A 21,117-nucleotide genomic window follows, 5' to 3' on the forward strand; every position below is an offset into this window, starting at 1 on the left:
CGCGCCGGGCGCCGCCCCCCGCCCGGGGCGGCCCCCCCCGGGGGGGGGGGGGGGGCGCCCCCCTTCGGTCGTACTGCCGTGGATCAGTGCGCGGCGGGAACGTACGGCGCGAGCAGCGCCGCCAGCTCCTCGTGGACCCGGGCCTTGAGCAGGGTGCCCTCCGGGGTGTGCTCCTCGGACTCCACCTCGCCCTCGGCGTGCACCCGCGAGACGAGACCGCCCTGCGTGTACGGCACGAGGACCTCCAGCTCGACCTCCGGGCGCGGCAGCTCGGAGTCGATGAGCGCGAGCAGCTCGTCGATGCCCTGGCCCGAGCGGGCCGAGACCGCGATGGAGTGCTTCTCCATCCGCAGCAGGCGCTGGAGCACCAGCGGGTCCGCCGCGTCCGCCTTGTTGATGACGACGATCTCCGGCACGTTCACCGCGCCGACGTCGCGGAAGACCTCGCGCACGGCGGCCAACTGCTCCTCCGGAGCCGGGTGCGAGCCGTCCACCACGTGCACGATGAGGTCGGACTCGGCGACCTCCTCCATGGTGGAGCGGAAGGCCTCGACCAGGTGGTGCGGCAGGTGCCGCACGAAGCCGACCGTGTCGGCCAGGGTGTAGATCCGGCCGGTGGGCGTCTCGGCCCGGCGGACGGTCGGGTCGAGGGTGGCGAACAGCGCGTTCTCCACGAGGACGCCCGCGCCGGTGAGCCGGTTGAGCAGGGAGGACTTGCCGGCGTTGGTGTATCCCGCGATGGCGACCGACGGGACCTTGTTCCGGCGGCGCTCCTGGCGCTTGATGTCGCGCCCGGTCTTCATCTCCGCGATCTCCCGGCGCATCTTCGCCATCTTCTCGCGGATGCGGCGCCGGTCGGTCTCGATCTTGGTCTCACCGGGACCACGGGTGGCCATGCCGCCACCGCCGCCGCCACCCATCTGACGGGAGAGCGACTGACCCCAGCCGCGCAGTCGCGGCAGCATGTACTGCATCTGCGCGAGCGCGACCTGCGCCTTGCCCTCTCGGGACTTGGCGTGCTGGGCGAAGATGTCGAGGATGAGGGCGGTCCGGTCGACCACCTTCACCTTGACGACGTCTTCGAGGGCGATGAGCTGGCCGGGGCTGAGCTCGCCGTCGCAGACGACGGTGTCGGCGCCGGTCTCGAGCACGATGTCGCGCAGCTCGCGCGCCTTGCCCGAGCCGATGAACGTGGCCGGGTCCGGCTTGTCACGGCGCTGGATCACGCCGTCGAGCACGAGGGCGCCCGCCGTCTCGGCGAGGGCCGCGAGTTCCGCGAGGGAGTTCTCCGCGTCCTGGACGGTCCCGGAGGTCCAGACACCGACCAGCACGACGCGCTCCAGGCGCAGCTGGCGGTACTCGACCTCGGTGACGTCCTCGAGCTCGGTGGAGAGGCCCGCGACACGGCGCAGGGCCGCACGCTCGGAGCGGTCGAACTGGTCGCCGTCCCGCTCTCCGTCGATCTCGTGGCTCCAGGCGACGTCCTCTTCCATCAGGGCATCGGCCCGAAGGCTCTCGGTACGGCTCGTCTCCGCGAAGCTCTGCTCGTCCTGGGAAGGGGAAGAAGAGGAGGTCATTGGATCCTTACGTCGATGAGGTGATGTGTGTCTGTGCCGGTCACAACGTCCGCGGGCGCCGGAAGATTCCCGGACGCGGCACGTCCGCCCGCCCCGGAGCGTTCCCGGTCGCGGCCGCGTCGCCGACGTGAAGATGGTGACACGGCCCCGCCGGGCCCGTCACCCCGGTTTCGGCGCGGTCCTCGCGGCCCCGGCGGGGCGGCTGCGCCAGTCCGGGTGGCCGGGCATCGCGGGGGTCTTCGCCTCGTACAGCCAGCCGTGGAAGAAGGCGGTGAGGTCCCGGCCCGCGACCTCGCCGGCGAGGGCCGTGAAGTCGGCGGTGGTGGCGGTCCCGTCCCGGTGCTCGGCGACCCAGCGGCGCTCCAGGCGCCGGAAGGCGTCGGTGCCGATCTCCTGGCGGAGCGCGTAGAGGACGAGGGAGCTGCCGTCGTAGACGACGGGCCGGAAGAGGCTGATCTTGTGGCCGGGCGAGGGGGGTTCCGGGGCGGCCGGCGGACCGCCGTCGGCGCGCCATCCGTCGGAGGAGGCGTAGGCGGCCTTCATGCGCCGCTCCAGGGACTTGCCGGCGGTCTCCTCGGCGTACAGCGCCTCGTACCAGCTGGCGTGTCCCTCGTTGAGCCACAGGTCGGACCAGGTGCGGGGCGAGACGCTGTCGCCGAACCACTGGTGGGCCAGCTCGTGGACCATGACCGAGTCGACGTACCACTCGGGATAGGCGGGCTCGGTGAAGAGGCCGCGCTCGAAGAGCGAGAGGGTCTGGGTCTCCAGCTCGAAGCCGGTGTCCGCGTCGGCGATGAGCACGCCGTACGTCTCGAAGGGGTACGGGCCGACCTGCCGCTCCATCCACTCCAGGTGGCCGGGGGTGCGACGGAGCCAGGGCTCCATGAGCTTCCGGTCGGCGGTGGCCACCACGTCCCGTACGGGCAGCCCGTGGGGGCCCGCGCGGTGGACGACGGTGGAGCGGCCGATGGAGACCTGGGCGAGCTCGGTGGCCATGGGGTGCCGGCTGCGGTACGTCCAGGTGGTGGTGGCGCCGTGGTCGACACGGCCCTCGGGGAGCCCGTTGGCGACCACGGTGAGGTCGCTCGGGGCGGTGATCCTGAAGGTGAACCAGGCCTTGTCGGCGGGGTGGTCGTTGGAGGGGAAGACCCGGTGGGCGGCGTCGGCCTGGTTGGCCATGGCGAGCCCGTCGCCGGTGCGGACCCAGCCGCCGGTGTCGGCGGGGCCGGTGGGGTCGCTGGTGTGGGTGACGGCGATCCTGACCTCCTCCCCCGCGTCGATCGCGGCGACCGGGGTGACGACCAGGTCCTCGCCGCTCGTGGCGTACGCGGCGGGCACGCCGTCGACGGTGACGGAGGAGACCGTGCCGTGGGTGAAGTCGAGGTTGAGCCGCTCCAGGTCCTGGGTGGCGCGGGCGTCGATCCGGGTGACCGCGGCGAGGGGCTTCGTGTTGACGCCCGGATAGGTGAGGTCGAGCGTGTACGCGAGGACGTCGTAGCCGGGGTTGCCCAGGTGCGGGAAGAGCGGGTCCCCGATGCCGAGCGGCGCCGGGGCGGGCAGCGCGGCGGCGACGAGTCCGGCCGAGGCGGCGACCAGGACGGCGGAGCGGAGCCACCGCGCGCGGGGCAGGGGGGTTCGGACGAGCGGCATGGGCCAGGCCTTTCCGGAGGAATGGCCCTACGGCTACCAGGGCCGCCGCCGCACGCCGGGGCGGCGCGCGCGCCGGACACCCGAAGGGGGTCGTCGGCTCGGGCCGCGCGAGTGGCGGACGCGGGGGCGGCACGGGCCGGCCGGTGAGTGGCCGAGGCCCGGGGCGGCGACATCGGCCCGGGCCCCGTCAGCCCAGGTCACCCAGCCGCGTCGTCGGCCCCGGTCAGCCAGCCGCGTCGTCAGCCCCGGTCAGCCAGCCGCGTCGTCAGTGCAGGTCAGCCAGCCGCGTCGTCAACCCAGGTCACCCAGGCGCGCCCTCAGCCCAGGTCAGCCAGCCGCTCCCTCAGCCCAGGTCGCCCGAGTGGCGGGCGCGGCTGACGTCGTACACCCCGGGCACGTCCCGCATGGCCCGCATGAGGGCGCCGAGGCCGGCCGCGTCGGGGAGGTGGAGGGTGTACGTGTGGCGGACCCTCTGCTCGCTGGGCGGCTCGACGTTCGCCGAGACGACGGCCGCCCCGAAGCCGGCGATGGCCTCGGTGAGGTCGGCGAGCAGCCCCGGCCGTCCGAAGGACTCGGCGACGAGGGTGACCCGTCCCTGGGGGGTGTCGCCCCAGCGGACGGTGACGGGCTCGCGGCCGAGACCGCGCATGGCGTCGACGGCCGAGCAGCGCGCGCGGTGGACGGTCACGGATCCGCCGCGCACCCGGAAGCCGGTGATCTCGTCGGGCGGTACGGGCGTGCAGCAGCCGGCCGGGCGGGCGGCCGCGGGCGGCTCGCCGTCGACGGGCTCGGCGTGGAGCTCGGCGCCGCCGCGGCGGTCGGTCGGAACGCTGACCTGGGGCCGGGGGTCCCGGGGGGCGGCCGGGGGCGCGGAGCTCTCGGGGTGGGCCCTGAGCCAGCCGGTGATCGCGATCCGCGCGGCGGGGGTGCGGGCGTGGTCCAGCCACTCCGGAGACGGCCCGGACACGGTGTCCTGGGCGAGCAGCAGCTGGACGGTGTCCCCGTCGCCGAGGACGGTGCTCAGCGGTGCGAGGCGGCCGTTGACGCGGGCGCCGAGGCAGGCGTGGGCGGCATCGCCGTGCTGCGCGTACGCGGCGTCGACGCAGCTGGCTCCGGCGGGCAGGCTGATCGTGCCGGGGGCGCTGCCGTCGGCGCGGAAGACGGTGATCTCGTCGTCCTCGGCGAGGTCGGCGCGGAGCGAGGTCCAGAAGGTGTCGGGGTCGGGGGCGGACTGCTGCCAGTCGAGGAGCCGGGAGAGCCAGCCGGGGCGGGTGGGGTCGACGCGCTCGCCGTCGTCGGGCCCCGTTCCCGGGGCGGCGGCGCCGTCCGGTTCCTGGCCCACGTGGGGGTTGCCGAGGGCGACGACGCCGGCCTCGGCGACCTTGTGCATGCGGTGGGTGCGGATGAGGACCTCGGCGACGGCGCCGTCGGGGGCGGCGATCGCCGTGTGCAGGGACTGGTACAGGTTGAACTTGGGGGCCGCGATGAAGTCCTTGAACTCGGAGATCACCGGGGTGAAACAGGTGTGGAGCTCGCCGAGGACCGCGTAGCAGTCGGCGTCCTCGGCGACGAGGACGAGGAGACGTCCGAAGTCGCAGCCGCGCAGCTCGCCGCGCTTGAGGCGGACCCGGTGGACGGAGACGAAGTGCCGCGGGCGGACGAGGACCTCGGCGTCGACGTCCGCCTCGCGCAGGACGGCGGTGACCCGGTCGGCGACGCCGTCGAGCGCGGTCGCGGCGCCGGGGTGGTCCGCGATGAGCGCGCGGGTGGTCTCGTACTCCTCGGGGTGGAGGATCGAGAAGACCAGGTCCTCCAGCTCGGTCTTGAGGGCCTGGACGCCGAGCCGCTCGGCGAGCGGGATGAGGACGTCCCGGGTGACCTTGGCGATCCGCGCCTGTTTCTCGGGGCGCATGACGCCGAGGGTGCGCATGTTGTGCAGCCGGTCCGCGAGCTTGATCGACATGACCCGGACGTCGCTGCCGGTGGCGACGAGCATCTTGCGGAAGGTCTCGGGCTCGGCGGCGGCGCCGTAGTCGATCTTCTCGACCTTGGTGACGCCGTCGACGAGGTAGGCGACCTCGTCGCCGAACTCACGGCGCACCTGATCGAGCGTCACCTCCGTGTCCTCGACGGTGTCGTGGAGGAGGGAGGCGGTCAGGGTGGTGGTCTCCGCGCCGAGTTCGGCGAGGATGAGGGTGACCGCGAGCGGGTGGGTGATGTACGCCTCGCCGCTCTTGCGGAACTGGCCGCGGTGCGAGGACTCGGCGAGGACGTACGCCCGGCCGAGCACCGTCAGGTCGGCCTCGGGGTGGTGGGCGCGGTGCGCCTCCGCCACATGGCCGATGGCGTCGGGCAGCCGGTCACGGGGCGCCGGTCCCGCGGTGGCGCCGAGCAGGGCGGCGCGGCCGAGGCGGCGCAGGTCGATCCGGGCGCGTCCGCGTCTTCGGACGGCCACGTCGGTGGTGGCGGCCTCGGCCGCACTCACGGGGTTGGTGGCCTCTGCGCTCATGGGGCACCTCCGGCAACGTCGACCGGCGGTGGGCGGGCCAGGCGTGCCCGGGGGGCCGGTGCTTGATGCTACCGACCCCACCACGTGGCGCAGTCACGCTCTCGCTCAGCGTGAATCGGATCACCCATTCGAGCGACAGATCAGTCGTTGACAGTTTCGATTCCGTCGCGCGCGATCACGGCACCGCGGCCTACTGGCCCAGCCACGCCGGGTCGACGGTGCCCTCGGCGACGATGACGGCGGGGCCCGTCATGTCGATCCGGCCGTCGGGGTGCTCGGTGATGACCAGGGTCCCGCCGAGGACGTCGACGGTGTACGTGACGGGGGTGCCGCTCTCGGCGGGGTCGACGCCGTCCCGGCGGGCGGTGGCGACGGCGACGGCGCAGGCGCCGGTGCCGCAGGAGCGGGTCTCGGCGGCGCCGCGCTCGTGGACGCGCATCGCGACGTGGCGGGGGCCGCGGTCGGCGACGAACTCGATGTTGACCCCGTCCGGGTAGACGGCGGCGGGTGCGTAGGGCGGCTCGGTGAACAGGTTGCCGGCGTGGTCGAGGTCCTCGACGAAGGCGACCGCGTGCGGGTTGCCCATGTTCACGTTGCGCGCGGGCCAGCTGCGGCCGTCGACGGTGACGGTGACGCCGTCCTCGGGGAGCCGCGCGCGGCCCATGGCGACGGTGACGGAGCCGTCCTTGTCCAGGTGGACGTGCTTGACGCCGCCCCGGGTGGCGACGGCGACCTCGCCGGCGGTGACGTGCCCCGCGTGCTCCAGGTACCGGGCGAAGACCCGGACCCCGTTCCCGCACATCTCGGCGACCGATCCGTCGGCGTTGCGGTAGTCCATGAACCACTCGGCCTCGTCGGCCAGGTGGCGCGCCTCGGGGTGGGCGGCGCTGCGCACGACGTGCAGCAGCCCGTCGCCCCCGATGCCGGCCCGCCGGTCGCAGAGCCGCGCCACGACGGCGGGCGGCAGGTCGACGGCGTTCTCCGCGTCGGGGACGATCACGAAGTCGTTCTCGGTGCCGTGGCCCTTGAGGAAGGGGAGCGGCGAGGTCTGCGTGCTGGTCACACGATCAACTGTACGGGGCGGGTCCGACGGGCCGCCCGCTCGGTCCACGACACGGTCGGACGGTACGGGCCCACCCGGCTCCCCCACACACGGGCCCTGCCCCGCCCGGGGCCGGGCCGGGCCTCAGCGCCCTGCCCTCCCCGGACCAGGCCGGGCCTCAGCGCAGACGGGCGACCCGCCAGACCGCGAGGGCGACCAGGGCGGCGATCGTCGACAGGTAGAGGGCGAGGACGCGCCAGTTCGGGCGCTCGCCCGAGCCGCGCGGCGGGAGTCCCGGCCAGGTGTAGCCGACCTTGCGGGCGGCCATCATGCCCCAGCCCGCCGCGCAGGAGCTGATGAGGAGTCCGAGCATGGCGACGACCGCGCCGCCGTCCCCCGAACCGAAGGCCAGCGGGAAGGCGAACATCAGCGAGCCGACGGCCGCCAGGCCCACGATCGGGGCGAGCTGCCAGATCCGCAGCCGGCGCTGGGGGCGGAGCTCGACCTCGACCTCGTCGGCGTCGACCTCGACGGCGGTGCCCACGGCGTCGTCGGGACCGTCCGTGGTCAGCCCGGGGGCGCCGACGGGGGCGTCGTCCGTCGGATGGCCCGGTGTGTCGCCCGACGGATCCGCCGTCGGGTCACCCAGGGCCGCCTCTTGCTGTTCTCTGTCGCGAGGGCCGGCCTCCATCGCCACGCGCCCTCCCCACTCGGACTCCACTTGGTCGATCGATGCTCGATGATGGCACGCTCATGACCGCCGAAATGACGGGCAGTGCGTCCCGATGCCATCACGTGATCAGGCTGTAACCGCTCGTTCGACCAACGACAGCGCCTCCCGCGGGAGTTCCCCGCGGTGATCAGCGGCTCCGCTGAGCCAGTGCACCCGCGGGTCGCGGCGGAACCACGAGTCCTGGCGGCGGGCGAAGCGCTTCGTGGCCCGGACCGTCTCGGCGCGCGCCTCGTCCTCGGTGCACTCGCCCGCGAGCGCCGCGAGCACCTGCTGGTAGCCGAGGGCGCGGGCCGCCGTGCGGCCCTCGCGCAGTCCCAGGGCCTCGAGCGCGCGCACCTCGTCGACGAGACCGGCCTCCCACATCCGGTCCACGCGCGTGGTGATCCGCTCGTCGAGCTCGGGGCGGGCCACGTCGACGCCGATCTGGACGGTTTCGTAGACCGAGTCGGGCCCCGGGAGGTTGGCGGTGAAGGGCTTGCCCGTGATCTCGATCACCTCGAGGGCCCGGACGATGCGGCGGCCGTTGCTGGGCAGGATCGCGCGGGCCGCCTCGGGGTCGGCCGCGGCGAGCCGGGCGTGCAGCACACCGGAGCCGTGCTCGTCGAGCTCGGCCTCCAGACGGGCCCGGACGGCGGGGTCGGTGCCGGGGAACTCGAGGGCGTCGACGGCCCCCCGTACGTACAGGCCCGAGCCGCCCACGAGGACGGGGGTGCGGCCCTCGGCGAGGAGCCGGTCGATCTCGGCCCGGGCGAGGCGCTGGTACTCGGCGACGCTGGCGGCCTCGGTCACGTCCCAGATGTCGAGGAGGTGGTGCGGGACGCCGCCGCGTTCCTCCGGGGTCAGCTTGGCGGTCCCGATGTCCATCCCCCGGTAGAGCTGCATCGAGTCGGCGTTGACGACCTCGCCGCCGAGCTGCTGCGCCAGGAATACACCCAGATCGGACTTTCCGGCTGCCGTGGGGCCGACGACGGCGATGACCCGCGGGGCGGGAGCTGCGCTTCTCACCGTCCCAGTCTCGCAAACCCCGGGCCCGGTCCCCGAACGAGCTACGTGACGGGCCCCTCTCCGGCTTCGTTGCCTGTTGCGAGGTTCCGAGCGTCGATCACCGCGGATTCCGGCCGCCGATCATCACGGAACCCCTCCCATCCGAGTACGCTATGGAGTGAATATGGGCGTTTTTGCAATGTTTCGCCGTAAGAAGCAGGACGCGGTCTCGGTGGAGACCGTCGCGGTGGAAGCCGTCTCGGTGGAAGCGGACGCGGTCGAGGACGGCGCGGTGGAGGACGGTGCAGAGGACGTCGAGGCGGGTGAGGTGACGGCCGGAGCGGCCGTCGAGGCCGTCGAGATCCCGAAGCAGCAGTCGGCCGAGGCGGCCGCCGACAACGAGGCGGGCGACGGCGCCCGCAGGTAGGCCCCCGGATTCCTGGGGGCAGGACACGGAACGCACGACACGGAACACGGACCCCCGAGGTCCGCGGAGGGAAGGTGCCCCATGGGTCTCCTGGATTCACTGAAGGCCAAGCTCGCCCCGGCCAAGGACAAGGTCGCCGACCTCGCGCAGCAGCACGGCGAGAAGATCGACCAGGGCCTGGACAAGGCCGCGAAGGTGGTCGACGAGAAGACCAAGGGCAAGTACAGCGACAAGATCCAGTCCGGTACGGGCAAGGCGAAGGACGCAATCGACCGGATCGGCCACAAGGACGAGGGCACGCCCGGAAACGGTGGCGCGACGCCGCCGCCGGCCGCCTGACAGGCCCCTCCGCACGGCGGACGGCCGCGGAGCGTCATGCTCCGCGGCCGTCCGCCGTTCTGGTGCCGAGACGTCGTCAGGACCAGGCCGCCACGAAGTACCCCACGCCGTACGGGGCGTCCTCGAAGAGCAGCCGGCCGTCGAGCCCGGCGCCCTCGGCGGCGCCCGCGAGGACCTGCCAGGGGGCGCGGCCGGCCGCGCGCAGCTCCGCCGCGAGCCCGGCGTCCAGCGCGAGCAGCGCGGCCGCGTCGGCCGCTCCCAGGGCCCGTGCGGCCTCCGCGTCGAAGCCGGCGGCCCGCTCGTCCAGGTAGCCCGGTGCCTTGACGGTCCGGCAGGCGCTGCCGTCCCCGAGCACCAGGAGGGAGACGCGCCCGGCCGAGGCGGCGAGCTCACGTCCCGTCGCGGCGCAGTCGTCCGCCGTCGTCGCCCCGGCGACGGCCAGGCCCTCGATCGGGGCGCCGGCCCAGCCCGCGCGGGTCAGGAGCCAGGCGCCCACGGCGAGGGAGGCGGGCAGGGGACGGCCGTCGCCCGGGCCTTCCCCCAGCCGTACGTCGAGGTCCACGCCGAATCCGGCGAACGAGCCCCGGGCACCGGCCGGGTAGACGCCCTGCGCGCCGTCGTCGGCGGGTCCGACCACGTACAGCCGGTCGGGGCGGGCGGCGGCGAGCAGCCCGACGACGTCGGCGCAGGCCGCCCGCGCGGCGTCCAGCTCGGGAGCGGCGCCGGTCGCGACGTCGGGGAGGAGGAGGGGCGGGCAGGGGGTGACGGCTGCGGCGACAAGCATGATCGGCAGCCTACTGTGCGGGGCGGGGCGACCGGGGCTGATGCGGCGGCCGTCGCGGGCGGCGCCCGCCGTTGTGGGCGGTGCCCACCCCGTTGTGGGCAGGCGTTCCGCAAGGGGCGGAACGGGTGGGCACAACGGAACGGCGCCCTTGCCGGCGCCAGAGGCTGTACTACCTGAACCCGCACCGAGAGGTGCAGCACCTAGTGGTGCGGGTCCAGGCACGGAACGCGGAGGCGCCGCGAAAGGGCGCCGTCCCGTGTGCCCACCCGTCCCGCCCCAGCGGGACGATTGCCCACACGGGCAGCGGGCGACGGGCCCACCGGGCGCGGGCGCCCGGCCCACACGGGCACCGCCCCGGCGGGCGCGGGCCCACGTGGCCAGCGGGCCGCGTGGTCGTGTCAGTGGGTGCCGCAGGCCGGGGCGTCGGTGGTGGGGAGCGGGGCCGGGACGCCGATCTTCGGGAGGCCCAGGAGGACGCCCGACGGCTTCGGGGCGGACGTGCGCCGCTCCCACGCGTCGCCCGCGCGCGTCCGGCGGACCGAGGACACCGGGCCCTCCGCGAGCAGGTGGTGCGGGGCGGCGTAGGTGATCTCGACGGTGACGACGTCGCCGGGGCGGACGTCCCCGTCGGGCTTGGTGAAGTGGACGAGCCGGTTGTCGGGGGCGCGGCCCGAGAGGCGGTCGGTGGCGCCGTCCTTGCGGCCCTCGCCCTCGGCGACCATGACCTCGAGGGTGCGGCCGACCTGCTTCTTGTTCTCCTCCCAGGAGATCTCCTCCTGGAGGGCGACCAGGCGCATGTAGCGGTCCTGGACGACGTCCTTGGGGATCTGCCCCTCCATGTCGGCGGCCGGGGTCCCGGGGCGCTTGGAGTACTGGAAGGTGAAGGCGTTCGCGAAGCGGGCCTCGCGGACGGTGTGCATCGTCTGCTCGAAGTCCTCCTCGGTCTCGCCGGGGAAGCCCACGATGATGTCGGTGGAGATGGCCGCGTGCGGGATGGCCGCGCGGACCTTCTCGATGATCCCGAGGAAACGCTCCTGCCGGTAGGAGCGGCGCATCGCCCGGAGGATCGTGTCGGAGCCGGACTGGAGCGGCATGTGGAGCTGCGGCATGACGTTCGGCGTCTCGGCCATGGCCGCGATGACGTCGTCCGTGAAGTCGCGCGGGTGCGGGGAGGTGAAGCGGACGCGCTCCAGGCCCTCGATCCCGCCGCAGGCGCGCAGCAGCTTGCTGAAGGCCTCGCGGTCGCCCAGGTCGGAGCCGTACGCGTTGACGTTCTGGCCGAGGAGGGTGATCTCGGAGACGCCCTCGGCGACCAGCGCCTCGATCTCGGCGAGGATGTCGCCGGGCCGGCGGTCCTCCTCCTTGCCGCGCAGGGCCGGGACGATGCAGAAGGTGCAGGTGTTGTTGCAGCCGACGGAGATCGAGACCCAGGCGGCGTACGCGGACTCGCGGCGGGTCGGCAGCGTGGAGGGGAAGGCCTCCAGGGACTCGGCGATCTCGATCTGCGCCTCCTCCTGCACGCGGGCGCGCTCCAGGAGGACCGGCAGCTTGCCGATGTTGTGCGTGCCGAAGACCACGTCGACCCAGGGGGCCTTCTTGACGATGGTGTCGCGGTCCTTCTGGGCGAGACAGCCGCCGACGGCGATCTGCATGCCGGGGCGCGTGGTCTTCATGGGGGCGAGCCGGCCGAGGTTGCCGTACAGCTTGTTGTCGGCGTTCTCGCGGACCGCGCAGGTGTTGAAGACGACGACGTCGGCGTCGCCGTCCGCGCCCTTGGGGGCCCGGACGTAACCCGCCTCTTCCAGCAGACCGGAGAGCCGCTCGGAGTCGTGGACGTTCATCTGGCACCCGTAGGTGCGGATCTCGTAGGTCTTGGTGCCGTCAACGCTCACTGCGGTGCTCCGGTCGCTGCTGCTCGTCATGCGTCCAAGGGTAGGCGGTCCGGGGAGAGCCCTTGTCCCGCGCGGAGCCAGGCCCGGGCCGCCGGACCCTGCGGTTTCCCGCAGGGCGGTCGGGCGGGAAGCCTCGTACCGGGGTGGAGCCGGGTTTTCTAGCGTGGAGGGGTGCCGGGGCGAGCGTCCCGGGAAGGCACTCGTCCCCTGGAGACCCACCGTGCTCGTCCCTCCTCCGACCCTGCCCCTCGCCCTGGCCGGGGAGCCCGCCGGCGGGTTCGCCGGGTGGGCCGCCGGGCTCGTCGACACGATGGGCGGACCCGGTGCGGGGCTCGCCATCGCGCTGGAGAACCTCTTCCCCCCGCTGCCCAGCGAGGTGATCCTGCCCCTGACCGGCTTCGCCGCCGGGCAGGGTGTCCTCAGCCTGTGGTCGGCGCTGTTCTGGACGACGCTGGGTTCGGTGGTCGGGGCGGTGGCCCTCTACTGGATCGGCGCGCTCTTCGGACGGCAGCGGATGCACGCGCTGTGGGCCCGGCTGCCGCTGGTGAAGGTCTCCGACCTGGAGCGCACCGAGCGGTGGTTCGCCCGGCACGGCACCAAGGCGGTGTTCCTGGGCCGGATGGTGCCGATCTTCCGGAGTCTCATCTCGGTGCCGGCGGGCGTCGAGCGGATGCCGCTGCACGTCTTCGTCACGCTCACGGCGCTCGGCAGCCTCCTCTGGAACAGCGTGCTCGTGCTGGCCGGCTACTGGCTCGGGGACCGCTGGGACCTGGTCGAGGGGTACGTGGGCGTGCTGTCCAAGGTCGTCCTCGTGGTCGTGGTGGTGGCGCTGGCCGCGTTCCTCGCGGTACGGCTCCGCGGGCGCGGGCGCGGGCACGACCGGGGGCGCGCCCAGCACCGCCGGACCCCTTGAGCGGGGTGCGGGCCCCCGTACCGTACGGACGATCTTTTTGTCCGGGGACCGAGCCCGAACTAGGCTCCGGGACCGTGCGGGCGGACGAGGAGGAGGTCGGGGCGGGTCGGCGGCTCGCCGGTGTGCTGCTCGGCTGCCTGAGCGCCCTGCTCGGCGCCCTGTTCCTGCTGACGGCCGGGGCCCTGCTCGGCCCCTTCCTGCTGTGGCCCGGCACCCGGCCGCGCGCGCGGCGGGCCCTGATGGCCGGGGCCCGGCGGCTCGTGGCCCTGGAGCGGAGCCGCCGCTCGGTCTTCTTCGGCGACCGTTTCCCCGGCCCGTACGAGGTCCCCGACCGGCGTCTGCTGCGCTACCTCGCCGCCCGCGTCGGCACCGGGCTCGTGTCCGGGATCGTCCTCGGGCTCCTGGTCTTCGGCGAGGTGCTGGCCGTCCTGCTCGTCCGGGGCATCGTCCGGGGCTCGCTCGGCTGGACCGAGCTCCTCACCCAGCTCCTGCTCGGCGGCGTCCTGCTCTTCCTCGACGTCCAGGGCCTGTACGCGCTGAGCGCGCTCGACGCCCGCCTCGCGCGCGCGTGCTTCGGTCCCTCCGAGCAGGAGCTGCTGCGCCGGCGCATCGACGAGCTCGCCCTCAGCCGGGCGGCCGTGGTGGAGGCCGTGGACACCGAGCGCCGGCGGATCGAGCGCGACCTCCACGACGGAGTCCAGCAGCGGCTCGTGGCCCTGGCCATGCTGCTCGGCCGGGCGCGCCGGGGCCGCGCGCGCGACCCGGAGCAGGCCGACGCCCTGCTGCTCCAGGCGCACGCGGAGGCCCGGGACGTGCTGGCCGAGCTGCGGGACGTGGCCTGGCGGGTCTACCCGGCCGCCCTCGACAGCCTCGGGCTCGAAGAGGCGCTCGGCGGGGTGGCGCAGCGCTGCGGGATCCCGCTGCGGGTCCGCTTCGAAGCCGGGGACGCGCCCCTGCCCCCGGCGGTCGAGACCGCCGCGTACTTCGTGGTCTCGGAGGCCGTCACGAACGCCGCCAAGCACTCCGCGGCCTCCGCCGTCTCCGTGCGCGTGACGCGCCTCGGCCCGCTGCTCACCGTCCGGGTCGAGGACGACGGCCGGGGCGGCGCCGACCCGGCGGGCAGCGGGCTCACCGGGCTGCGCAGCCGGGTCGCCGCGCTCGACGGGACCCTGCACGTCGAAAGCCCCGTCGGGGGACCCACCACTCTTGTCGCGGAGCTGCCGTGCGCGTGATCCTGGCCGAGGACTCGACCCTGCTGCGGGAGGGCCTGGTGCGGCTGCTCGTCGAGGAGGGCCACGAGGTGCTCGCCTCGTTCGCCGACGCGGAGGGCCTCGTCGCGGAGGTGGCGGCGCGGCGCCCGGACGTCGTGGTCGCCGACATCCGGATGCCCCCGACCCACACCGACGAGGGGCTGCGGGCCGCCGTGGAGATCCGCGAGCGGCTGCCGGAGACGGGGGTGCTCGTGCTCTCCCAGTACGTCGAGCGCAGCTACGCGGCCCGGCTGCTCGCCGCCGGCGCGGAACGGGTCGGCTACCTCCTCAAGGACCGGGTGGCCCAGGTCGAGGAGTTCCTCGACGCGCTGGAGCGGATCCACGCGGGCGGGGCGGCGATCGACCCGGAGGTCGTGCACCAGCTCGTCGTGCGCAGTACCCACGCCGATCCCCTGGCCCGGCTCACCCCGCGCGAGCGGGAGGTGCTGGAGGTGCTGGCCCAGGGGTACACGAACGCGGCGATCGCGCGGCAGCTGCACCTCTCGCTGAGCGCGGTCGAGAAGTACCTCAACGCCGTCTTCGACAAGCTGGAGCTTCACCGGACCGACGGCTACAGCCGCCGGATCCTGGCCGTGCTGCGCTACCTGGAGGCCTGAGCCCATTCGGAGAGCACCTCGTCGGTGTGCTCGCCGGGGAGGGGGGCGCGGCCCGGGGCCCCGGCCGGGGTGCGGCCGAAGCGGGAGGCGGGGGCCGGCTGGAGGCTGTCGCCGACCTCCACGAAGGCCCCGCGCGCGGCCAGCTGGTGGTGCTCGGCCGCCTCGGCGGCGGTCAGGACCGGGGCCACTCCGGCGTCCACGGCGTCGAAGACCTTGACCCAGTGCGCGCGGTCGCGGGTCGCGAACCGGGCGGCGATCAGGGCACGCAGTTCGGGCCAGGCGGCCGGGTCGGCACGGTCGGGGAGGCCGTCGGCGTCGGTGAGGCCCAGCTGCTCCAGGAGGTTCTGGTAGAGCCGGGGTTCGATGGCGGCGACGGCGAGGTGCGGGCCGTCGGCGGCCGCGTAGAAGGTGTAGTGCGGGGCGTCGGTGACGGTGTGGTTGCCGGGGACCGCGCGCCACTGGTGGATCAGGGTCGCGATGAGGGCGGCGCCGTCCGCGAGCGCGGTGTCGACGACCTGGCCGCGGCCGGAGCGCTCCCGCTCGTGGAGCGCGGCGAGCAGCCCGTGCACATGGGCGTTGGCGCCGCCGGCGAAGCTGGAGAGGTACGCGGTCGGGGGCGGCACCGGCGCGCCGGTGCCGGGGTCGGTGTCGAGTGCGCCGGTGAGCGCGAGGACCGCGAGGTCGTGGGCGGCGCGGCCGGCCCACTCGCCTTGGCCGCCCCAGCCGCTGAGCCGCCCGTACACGAGGCGCGGGTTGCGGGCGAGGGCCGCCTCGGGGCCGATGCCGAGGCGGTCGGCGACGCCGGGCCGGAAGCCCTCGACGAGGAGGTCGGCGTGTTCGGCGAGCCGTAGCGCCCGCTCGATGCCCTCGGGGCTCTTGAGGTCCAGGGCCACCGAACGGCGGCCGCGGGAGAGCGGGTTCTCCGCGGGCCGCCCGGCGCCGGGGCCGGGTGCGCCGGCGGGCGCCCGGTCGACGCGGACGACGTCGGCGCCGAGACCGGACAGGACGGTGCCGACGAACGCGGTGGGTGCCGAGCCCGCGAATTCCAGTACGCGTACTCCGGTCAGCGGTCCGGCCATGGCCAACTCCCTCGAATTCATGGATCGGTGATGCTTCCGACGCTATTCGGCGACGGCCCGGAAAAGACTGCGGAGATCCGTAGCGCCGGGAATTCGGGGGCCCCGGAGACTGGGTGAATTCCCTTTCTCCGCTTGCGAAAGGCATGACATGGCCGTCGTCTACACCGCCGAGGTCAGCTCCACCGGAGACGGGCGCAACGGCGCCGTGCGCTCCTCCGACGGGCTCCTCGACCTGCCGCTGTCGAGCCCCAAGGCCGTCGGCGGCTCCGGCACCGCGACCAACCCCGAGCAGCTCTTCGCCGCCGGCTACGCCGCCTGCTTCCACAGCGCGCTGCGGGTCTCCGCGCGCGAGTCCAGGACCGCGCTCACGGACGACACGGTGACCGCCGAGGTGGCGCTGCACAAGGAGGAGAGCGGCTTCCACCTGTCGGTGGTCCTCACCGTCGAACTGCCGGGCCTCGACGCCGCCGAGGCCCGGCAGCTCGCCGACGCCGCCCACGGCCGCTGCCCGTACTCGAAGGCGATCCGGGGGAACGTCGAGGTGCGGATCGAACTCGCCGCCTGACGGTCCGGAACCGAAAGGGAAGAGCCCCCGTGGATCCCACGGGGGCTCTTCCCTGCGTGCGGTTCAGCTCTTCGCGGCCGCCGCGGCCGCCGCCGCGGCCGGGAGCGCCTCGACCACCCGGCTCACGGCCCGGTCGTCGTGCGAGGCCGAGATGAACCAGGCCTCGAACGGCGAGGGCGGCAGATAGACGCCCTGCCGCAGCAGCTCGTGGAAGAACGGGGTGTAGCGGTACGCCTCGGTGGCGCGGACCCCGTCGAAGTCCACCACCTCGTCCTCGCCGAAGAAGACCGAGAACATGGTGCCGGAGTACTGGAGGCGGTGCGCGACGCCCTCCTTGGTGAGGGCGGCGGACACCTCGGCGCCGATGGTGGCCGAGACCTGGTCGAGGCGCTCGTACACCTCGGGGGTGCTGTGCCGCAGGGTGGCGAGGCCGGCGGCGGTGGCGACCGGGTTCCCCGAGAGGGTGCCCGCCTGGTAGACGGGGCCCGCCGGGGCGAGGTGGGCCATGACGTCCGCGCGGCCGCCGAAGGCCGCGGCGGGGAAGCCGCCGCCCATGACCTTGCCGAAGGTCAGCAGGTCGGGGGCGACGCCGTCCCGGCCGTACCAGCCGGAGCGGCTGGCGCGGAAGCCGGTCATGACCTCGTCGGAGATGAACAGCGCGCCGTGGCGGGCGGTGATCTCCTTGAGGCCGGCGTTGAAGCCGGGCAGCGGGGGGACGGCGCCCATGTTCCCGGGGGCCGCCTCGGTGATGACGGCGGCGATCTCGTCGCCGATCTCGGCGAAGACCTTCTCGACGGCCGGCAGGTCGTTGTACGGCAGGACGATCGTGTCGCTCGCCTGCGCGCCCGTGACGCCCGGGGTGTCGGGCAGCGCGAAGGTGGCGAGGCCGGAGCCGGCCGAGGCGAGGAGGGCGTCGACGTGGCCGTGGTAGCAGCCCGCGAACTTCACGATCTTGCTGCGTCCGGTGAAGCCGCGCGCGAGCCGGATCGCGGACATCGTCGCCTCGGTGCCGGAGCTGACCAGGCGGACCTGCTCGACGGGGGCGACCCGGTCGACGATCTCCTCGGCGAGTTCGACCTCTCCGGTGGAGGGCGCCCCGAAGGAGGTGCCGCGCTCCAGGGCCCGGGTGACGGCCTCGACGACGGCCGGGTGCCGGTGGCCGAGGATCATCGGGCCCCAGGAGCAGATGAGGTCGACGTACTCGTTGCCGTCGCTGTCGGTGAGGTACGGGCCCTCGGCCGAGGCGATGAAGCGGGGGGTGCCGCCGACGGCTCCGAAGGCGCGGACGGGCGAGTTGACGCCGCCGGGGGTGACCTTGCGGGCGCGCTCGAAGAGGGCCTTGCTGTTCGTCTCCGTGCCGCTCATCGGCCGGCCTCCTCGGAGGTGTCGTGGCTCAGGGCGGCGTCCAGGACGACCGCGCCCTTCGTGAGGACCCGGACCGGGTTGAGGTCGAGGGCGAAGCCGGCCGGCCAGTCCTGGACCAGGTCGCCGACCTTGTGGAGCAGTGCGGCGGCGGCCTCGACGTCCACGGCGTCCCGGCCGCGGGTGCCGGCGAGTATCTTCGCGCCGCGCAGTCCGGCGAGGAGCTCGGCGCCCTCGCCGGGGGCGAGCGGCAGGAGCCGGTGGCCGACGTCGTCGAGGACCTCGGTGAAGATCCCGCCGAGACCGGCGGTGAGAACCGGGCCGAGGTCGGTGGTGTGGACGCCGACGATCAGCTCGACTCCCTCGCCGACGAGTTCCTCGACGAGCACCTGGCCGCCGAGGGCGGCGAGCCGGTCGTAGGCCTCGGGCGCGGTGTCGGCGGTGACGCCGATCTCGACGCCGCCGGCCTCCGTCTTGTGCAGCAGGCCGGGGACGACGGCCTTGAGCACGGCCGTGCCGCCGACCTCGGTGACGGCCGCGGCGGCGTCCTCGGGGCCCGTGGCGACGCGGCCCCGGGGCACGGCGATCCCGGCCTCGGCGAGGAGCGCCTTCAGCTGCGGCTCCGTGGCGTCGGCGCCCGGGCCGGGCACGGTGCCGGGGCGCGGGGCCTCGGGCAGCGTCCGGGGGCGGCTGACCTCCCAGAGGGCGGCGGCGGCGCGCAGGGCGCGGGCCGGCGTCGGGTACTCGGGGAGGCCGGCCTCGCGCAGGTCGCGCGGGGCGTCGGGGGCGAGGAAGTCGGCTCCGGTGCGGGCGACGAGGATGGGCTTGCCGCCCTTCACGGCGGCCCGGGAGAGGGCGTTGACGGCCTTCTCGACGTCGGGTCCCGCCATCACGCAGAAGGCGGCGACGATGATGTCGACGGTCTCGTCGGCGATCAGGACGTCGAGGGAGCGGTCGAACAGGGACGGGTCGCTGAGGACGGTGGCCGTGATGTCGACCGGGTTGTCGATGGCGCCGAACGCGGGGACGATCTCGGCGAGCGCCTCCTTGCTGCGCGGTTCGAGGGCGCTGAGCTCCAGGCCGTGGGCCTCGACGGCGTCGGCGGCGAGGATGCCGGAGCCTCCGGAGGTGGTGACGACGGCGACGCGGTTGCCGGTGGGGCGCCGCTCGGACTCGAAGACCCGTGCCACGTCGAGGAGTTCGTCGATGTCGTCGACGCGGACGATGCCGAGGCCGCGCAGGGCGGCGTCGAGGACCCGGTCGTCGGTGGCGAGGGCGCCGGTGTGCGAGGCGGCGGCGCGGCCGCCCGCCACCGTACGGCCGGACTTGAGGAGGGCGACGGGCTTGCCGGAGCCGGCGAGCTCGCGGAGGGTCCCGATGTCCGGGGTGTCCTCCAGGTAGCCGAGGAGGCCCGTGACCTCGGGGACGCCGGCCAGTTCGCGGAGGACTTCGAGGGCGGTGACGTCGGCGTCGTTGCCGGTGCTGACGACCCAGCCGGGGCGCAGGCCCCGCTCCAGGGCGAGGCTGGCGGCGCCGAAGCCGAGGGCGCCGCTCTGGCTGACGAAGGCGAGGGTGCCGGGCTCGAAGGGCACGGACTCGGCGCCGAAGAGCGGGCTGAAGGTGGCGAGGACCCGGTTCTCGTAGGCGACGGCGCCGATGCAGTTGGGGCCGATGATCCGCAGGCCGCCCGCGCGGGCCTTGGCGACGACGTCCGCCTGGAGGCGGGCGCCCTCCTCGCCGGTCTCGGCGAAGCCGGAGGAGGCGATGACGGCGAGCTTGACGCCGGCGGCGACGCAGTCGTCGACGGCGCCGGGAACCCGCTCGGCGGAGACCATGATCAGGGCCAGGTCGACCGGGCCGGGGGCGTCCTTGACGCTGGGGTACGCGGGGACGCCGAGGATCTCCGGGGAGCGCGGGTTGACCGGCAGGATGCGGCCCTTGTAGCCGTAGCGGAGCAGGTAGTCGAGCGGCTTGCGGCCCAGGGCGCCGGGGCGCTCGCTGGCGCCGATGACGGCGATGGATTCGGCTTCCCAGAGGGCCGAGATGTCACTCATGCGATGGCCTCGATCTTCTTCTCGTTCGGGTCGTTCGTCCGGTCGGCGCCGTCGGTGGACTCGGCGGCGGCGAAGAGGCGGGTGAAGGCGGCGATGTGGCGGGCGCCGTCCGGGTCGGCCGCGAGCTCGCGCACCAGGACGGTGGGCTGGTGCAGGGCCTTGTCGACGATGCGCCGGACGCTGCGGCCGATCTCCTGCCGCGCGGCGCCGTCGAGCCCGTCGAGGCGGCGGGCGAGCCGGTCGAGCTCGGCCTCGGCGGCCTCGGCGGCGGCGGTGCGCAGGGCGGTGAGGACGGGCTTGGCTCCGGCCAGCCGGAGGCCGGTGCGGAACTGCTCGACCTCGGCGTCGATGAGCTCGTGCGCGGCCTGGACGCTGGCGGCGGAGATCTCGTCCTCCTGTCCCTCCTCGGCGATGCGGCGCAGGTCGACGAAGGTGACGCCGGGCAGGTCCGCCGCCGTGGGGGCGATGTTGTGCGGCAGCGACAGGTCGAGCAGGAACAGTTCGCGGCCGTCGCGGGCGGCGAGCGCCTCCTCGACGTCCCGGGCGGTGACGAGGTGTCCGGTGGCGGCGGTGGCGCCGACGACGACGTCGACCTCGGTGAGCAGCCGGGGCAGGTCCGTGAGGTCGTACCCCACTCCCCCGGTGGTCTCGGCGAGCCGCTGGGCCTTCTCCGGGGTGCGGTTGGCGACGTGCACCCGGTCGAGGCCGGAGCGGCGCAGGGCCGCGACGACGACGCCGGCGAAGGCTCCGGCGCCGATGACGAGGGCCGTCTTGCCGTGCAGGGAGCCGACCCGGCGCTCGAAGAAGCCGAGGCCTGCGGTGGCGAGGGAGCGGCCGGCCTCGTTGAGTCCGGTCTCGTTGCGCGCCCGCTTGCCGACCCTGAGGGCGGTCTGGACGGCCTTGGCGAGGACCCGGCCGGTGCGGTCGAGCCGCTGGGACCGTTCGAGGCCCAGTTTCACCTGGCCGAGGATCTGGTCCTCGCCGACCACGACCGATTCGAGTCCGGAGGCCACGGCGAAGAGGTGGCGTACGGCTCCGTCGGCGTGGTGGCTGTAGAGGTGGGGGGCGATCTCGGCGCGGTCGACGCCGGTGTGCTGGGCGAACAGCTCGCCCAGGTCGCCGAGGTCCGCGGGGTCGGTGGAGGTGCCGCGGGTCTCGGCGTAGATCTCCAGGCGGTTGCAGGTGGAGACGACGACGGCGGCGTCGATGCCGTCGACGGAGGTCACGTCGGAGACGAGGTCCTCGGCGGGCCGGTCGGTGCCGGCGAGTCTCTCCAGGAGGTCGAGCGGGGCGCTGGCGTGGCTGATGCCGAGGACCAGCATGGAGGAGGACGAGGTCAC

The 21,117-nt window shown here is 74.3% G+C and carries 18 protein-coding genes; 6 read left to right on the top strand and 12 right to left on the bottom strand.

Annotated features, from left to right (window positions below):
• Positions 1–83 precede the first annotated feature (83 nt).
• The 6 genes from hflX to miaA form a co-directional block, all read right to left on the bottom strand.
• Positions 84–1,577, bottom strand: a complete 1,494-nt coding sequence (gene hflX / locus ACFV2S_RS24385) for a GTPase HflX (RefSeq protein ID WP_385562845.1) — start codon at positions 1,575–1,577, stop codon at positions 84–86.
• Between the two features lie 159 nt (positions 1,578–1,736).
• On the bottom strand, positions 1,737–3,227 hold the full coding sequence (locus ACFV2S_RS24390) for a M1 family metallopeptidase (RefSeq protein WP_385562848.1): 1,491 nt from the start codon (positions 3,225–3,227) through the stop codon (positions 1,737–1,739).
• Positions 3,228–3,570: 343 nt separating this feature from the next.
• On the bottom strand, positions 3,571–5,736 hold the full coding sequence (locus ACFV2S_RS24395; protein ID WP_385562851.1) for a RelA/SpoT family protein: 2,166 nt from the start codon (positions 5,734–5,736) through the stop codon (positions 3,571–3,573).
• A 190-nt stretch (positions 5,737–5,926) separates the two neighbouring features.
• Positions 5,927–6,799, bottom strand: coding sequence for a diaminopimelate epimerase (gene dapF, locus ACFV2S_RS24400; RefSeq protein ID WP_383798904.1), 873 nt, complete (start codon positions 6,797–6,799; stop codon positions 5,927–5,929).
• Between the two features lie 157 nt (positions 6,800–6,956).
• On the bottom strand, positions 6,957–7,469 hold the full coding sequence (locus tag ACFV2S_RS24405; protein ID WP_385563024.1) for a hypothetical protein: 513 nt from the start codon (positions 7,467–7,469) through the stop codon (positions 6,957–6,959).
• Positions 7,470–7,577: 108 nt separating this feature from the next.
• On the bottom strand, positions 7,578–8,516 hold the full coding sequence (gene miaA / locus ACFV2S_RS24410) for a tRNA (adenosine(37)-N6)-dimethylallyltransferase MiaA (protein ID WP_385562854.1): 939 nt from the start codon (positions 8,514–8,516) through the stop codon (positions 7,578–7,580).
• 178 nt (positions 8,517–8,694) lie between these two features.
• Between miaA and ACFV2S_RS24415 the strand changes: the two genes are divergently transcribed.
• Positions 8,695–8,922 (top strand): gliding motility protein, encoded by a 228-nt coding sequence (locus tag ACFV2S_RS24415; RefSeq protein ID WP_385562857.1) that lies wholly within the window; start codon positions 8,695–8,697, stop codon positions 8,920–8,922.
• A gap of 81 nt (positions 8,923–9,003) precedes the next feature.
• Complete coding sequence (locus tag ACFV2S_RS24420; RefSeq protein ID WP_385562860.1) at positions 9,004–9,261, top strand: antitoxin; 258 nt, start codon at positions 9,004–9,006, stop codon at positions 9,259–9,261.
• Positions 9,262–9,337: 76 nt separating this feature from the next.
• Here ACFV2S_RS24420 and ACFV2S_RS24425 read toward each other — a convergent pair whose 3' ends face one another.
• Both ACFV2S_RS24425 and miaB read right to left on the bottom strand, forming a co-directional pair.
• On the bottom strand, positions 9,338–10,045 hold the full coding sequence (locus ACFV2S_RS24425; protein WP_385562863.1) for a class III extradiol dioxygenase subunit B-like domain-containing protein: 708 nt from the start codon (positions 10,043–10,045) through the stop codon (positions 9,338–9,340).
• Between the two features lie 398 nt (positions 10,046–10,443).
• Entirely contained in the window at positions 10,444–11,967 is a 1,524-nt protein-coding gene (gene miaB / locus ACFV2S_RS24430; protein WP_385562866.1) for a tRNA (N6-isopentenyl adenosine(37)-C2)-methylthiotransferase MiaB, read from the bottom strand.
• Between the two features lie 190 nt (positions 11,968–12,157).
• Between miaB and ACFV2S_RS24435 the strand changes: the two genes are divergently transcribed.
• The 3 genes from ACFV2S_RS24435 (at position 12,158) to ACFV2S_RS24445 (ending at position 14,717) form a co-directional block, all read left to right on the top strand.
• Positions 12,158–12,850, top strand: a complete 693-nt coding sequence (locus ACFV2S_RS24435) for a DedA family protein (RefSeq protein WP_385562869.1) — start codon at positions 12,158–12,160, stop codon at positions 12,848–12,850.
• Between the two features lie 74 nt (positions 12,851–12,924).
• The gene (locus ACFV2S_RS24440; protein WP_385562871.1) at positions 12,925–14,082 is read left to right on the top strand and encodes a sensor histidine kinase; all 1,158 of its coding nucleotides are present in this window, start codon (positions 12,925–12,927) and stop codon (positions 14,080–14,082) included.
• Complete coding sequence (locus ACFV2S_RS24445) at positions 14,073–14,717, top strand: response regulator (protein WP_385562874.1); 645 nt, start codon at positions 14,073–14,075, stop codon at positions 14,715–14,717. The genes ACFV2S_RS24440 and ACFV2S_RS24445 overlap by 10 nt, the downstream gene beginning before the upstream one ends.
• On the opposite strand, the gene ACFV2S_RS24450 is transcribed toward ACFV2S_RS24445, so the two are convergent.
• Positions 14,702–15,796, bottom strand: a complete 1,095-nt coding sequence (locus ACFV2S_RS24450) for a CaiB/BaiF CoA transferase family protein (RefSeq protein ID WP_385562877.1) — start codon at positions 15,794–15,796, stop codon at positions 14,702–14,704. The genes ACFV2S_RS24445 and ACFV2S_RS24450 overlap by 16 nt on opposite strands.
• Positions 15,797–15,944: 148 nt before the next feature.
• Here ACFV2S_RS24450 and ACFV2S_RS24455 point away from each other — a divergent pair, with 148 nt between their 5' ends.
• The gene (locus ACFV2S_RS24455; RefSeq protein WP_385562880.1) at positions 15,945–16,361 is read left to right on the top strand and encodes an organic hydroperoxide resistance protein; all 417 of its coding nucleotides are present in this window, start codon (positions 15,945–15,947) and stop codon (positions 16,359–16,361) included.
• A gap of 63 nt (positions 16,362–16,424) precedes the next feature.
• Here the strand turns inward: ACFV2S_RS24455 and hemL are convergent, their stop codons facing one another.
• Genes hemL through hemA form a run of 3 tightly spaced genes read right to left on the bottom strand, consistent with a single transcriptional unit; the run spans position 16,425 to position 21,117 of the window.
• Complete coding sequence (gene hemL, locus ACFV2S_RS24460; RefSeq protein WP_385562883.1) at positions 16,425–17,726, bottom strand: glutamate-1-semialdehyde 2,1-aminomutase; 1,302 nt, start codon at positions 17,724–17,726, stop codon at positions 16,425–16,427.
• A complete protein-coding gene (locus ACFV2S_RS24465; RefSeq protein ID WP_385562886.1) occupies positions 17,723–19,777 on the bottom strand; it encodes an acetate--CoA ligase family protein in 2,055 nt (684 codons plus the stop codon). The genes hemL and ACFV2S_RS24465 overlap by 4 nt, the downstream gene beginning before the upstream one ends.
• Positions 19,774–21,117 carry a glutamyl-tRNA reductase gene (gene hemA, locus ACFV2S_RS24470; RefSeq protein ID WP_385562889.1) on the bottom strand — a complete coding sequence of 448 codons (1,344 nt, stop codon included), beginning with the start codon at positions 21,115–21,117 and terminating at the stop codon, positions 19,774–19,776. The genes ACFV2S_RS24465 and hemA overlap by 4 nt, the downstream gene beginning before the upstream one ends.

The sequence above is a fragment of the Streptomyces sp. NPDC059695 genome (assembly GCF_042733785.1).
In the GTDB taxonomy this organism is placed as follows: Bacteria; Actinomycetota; Actinomycetes; order Streptomycetales; family Streptomycetaceae; genus Streptomyces.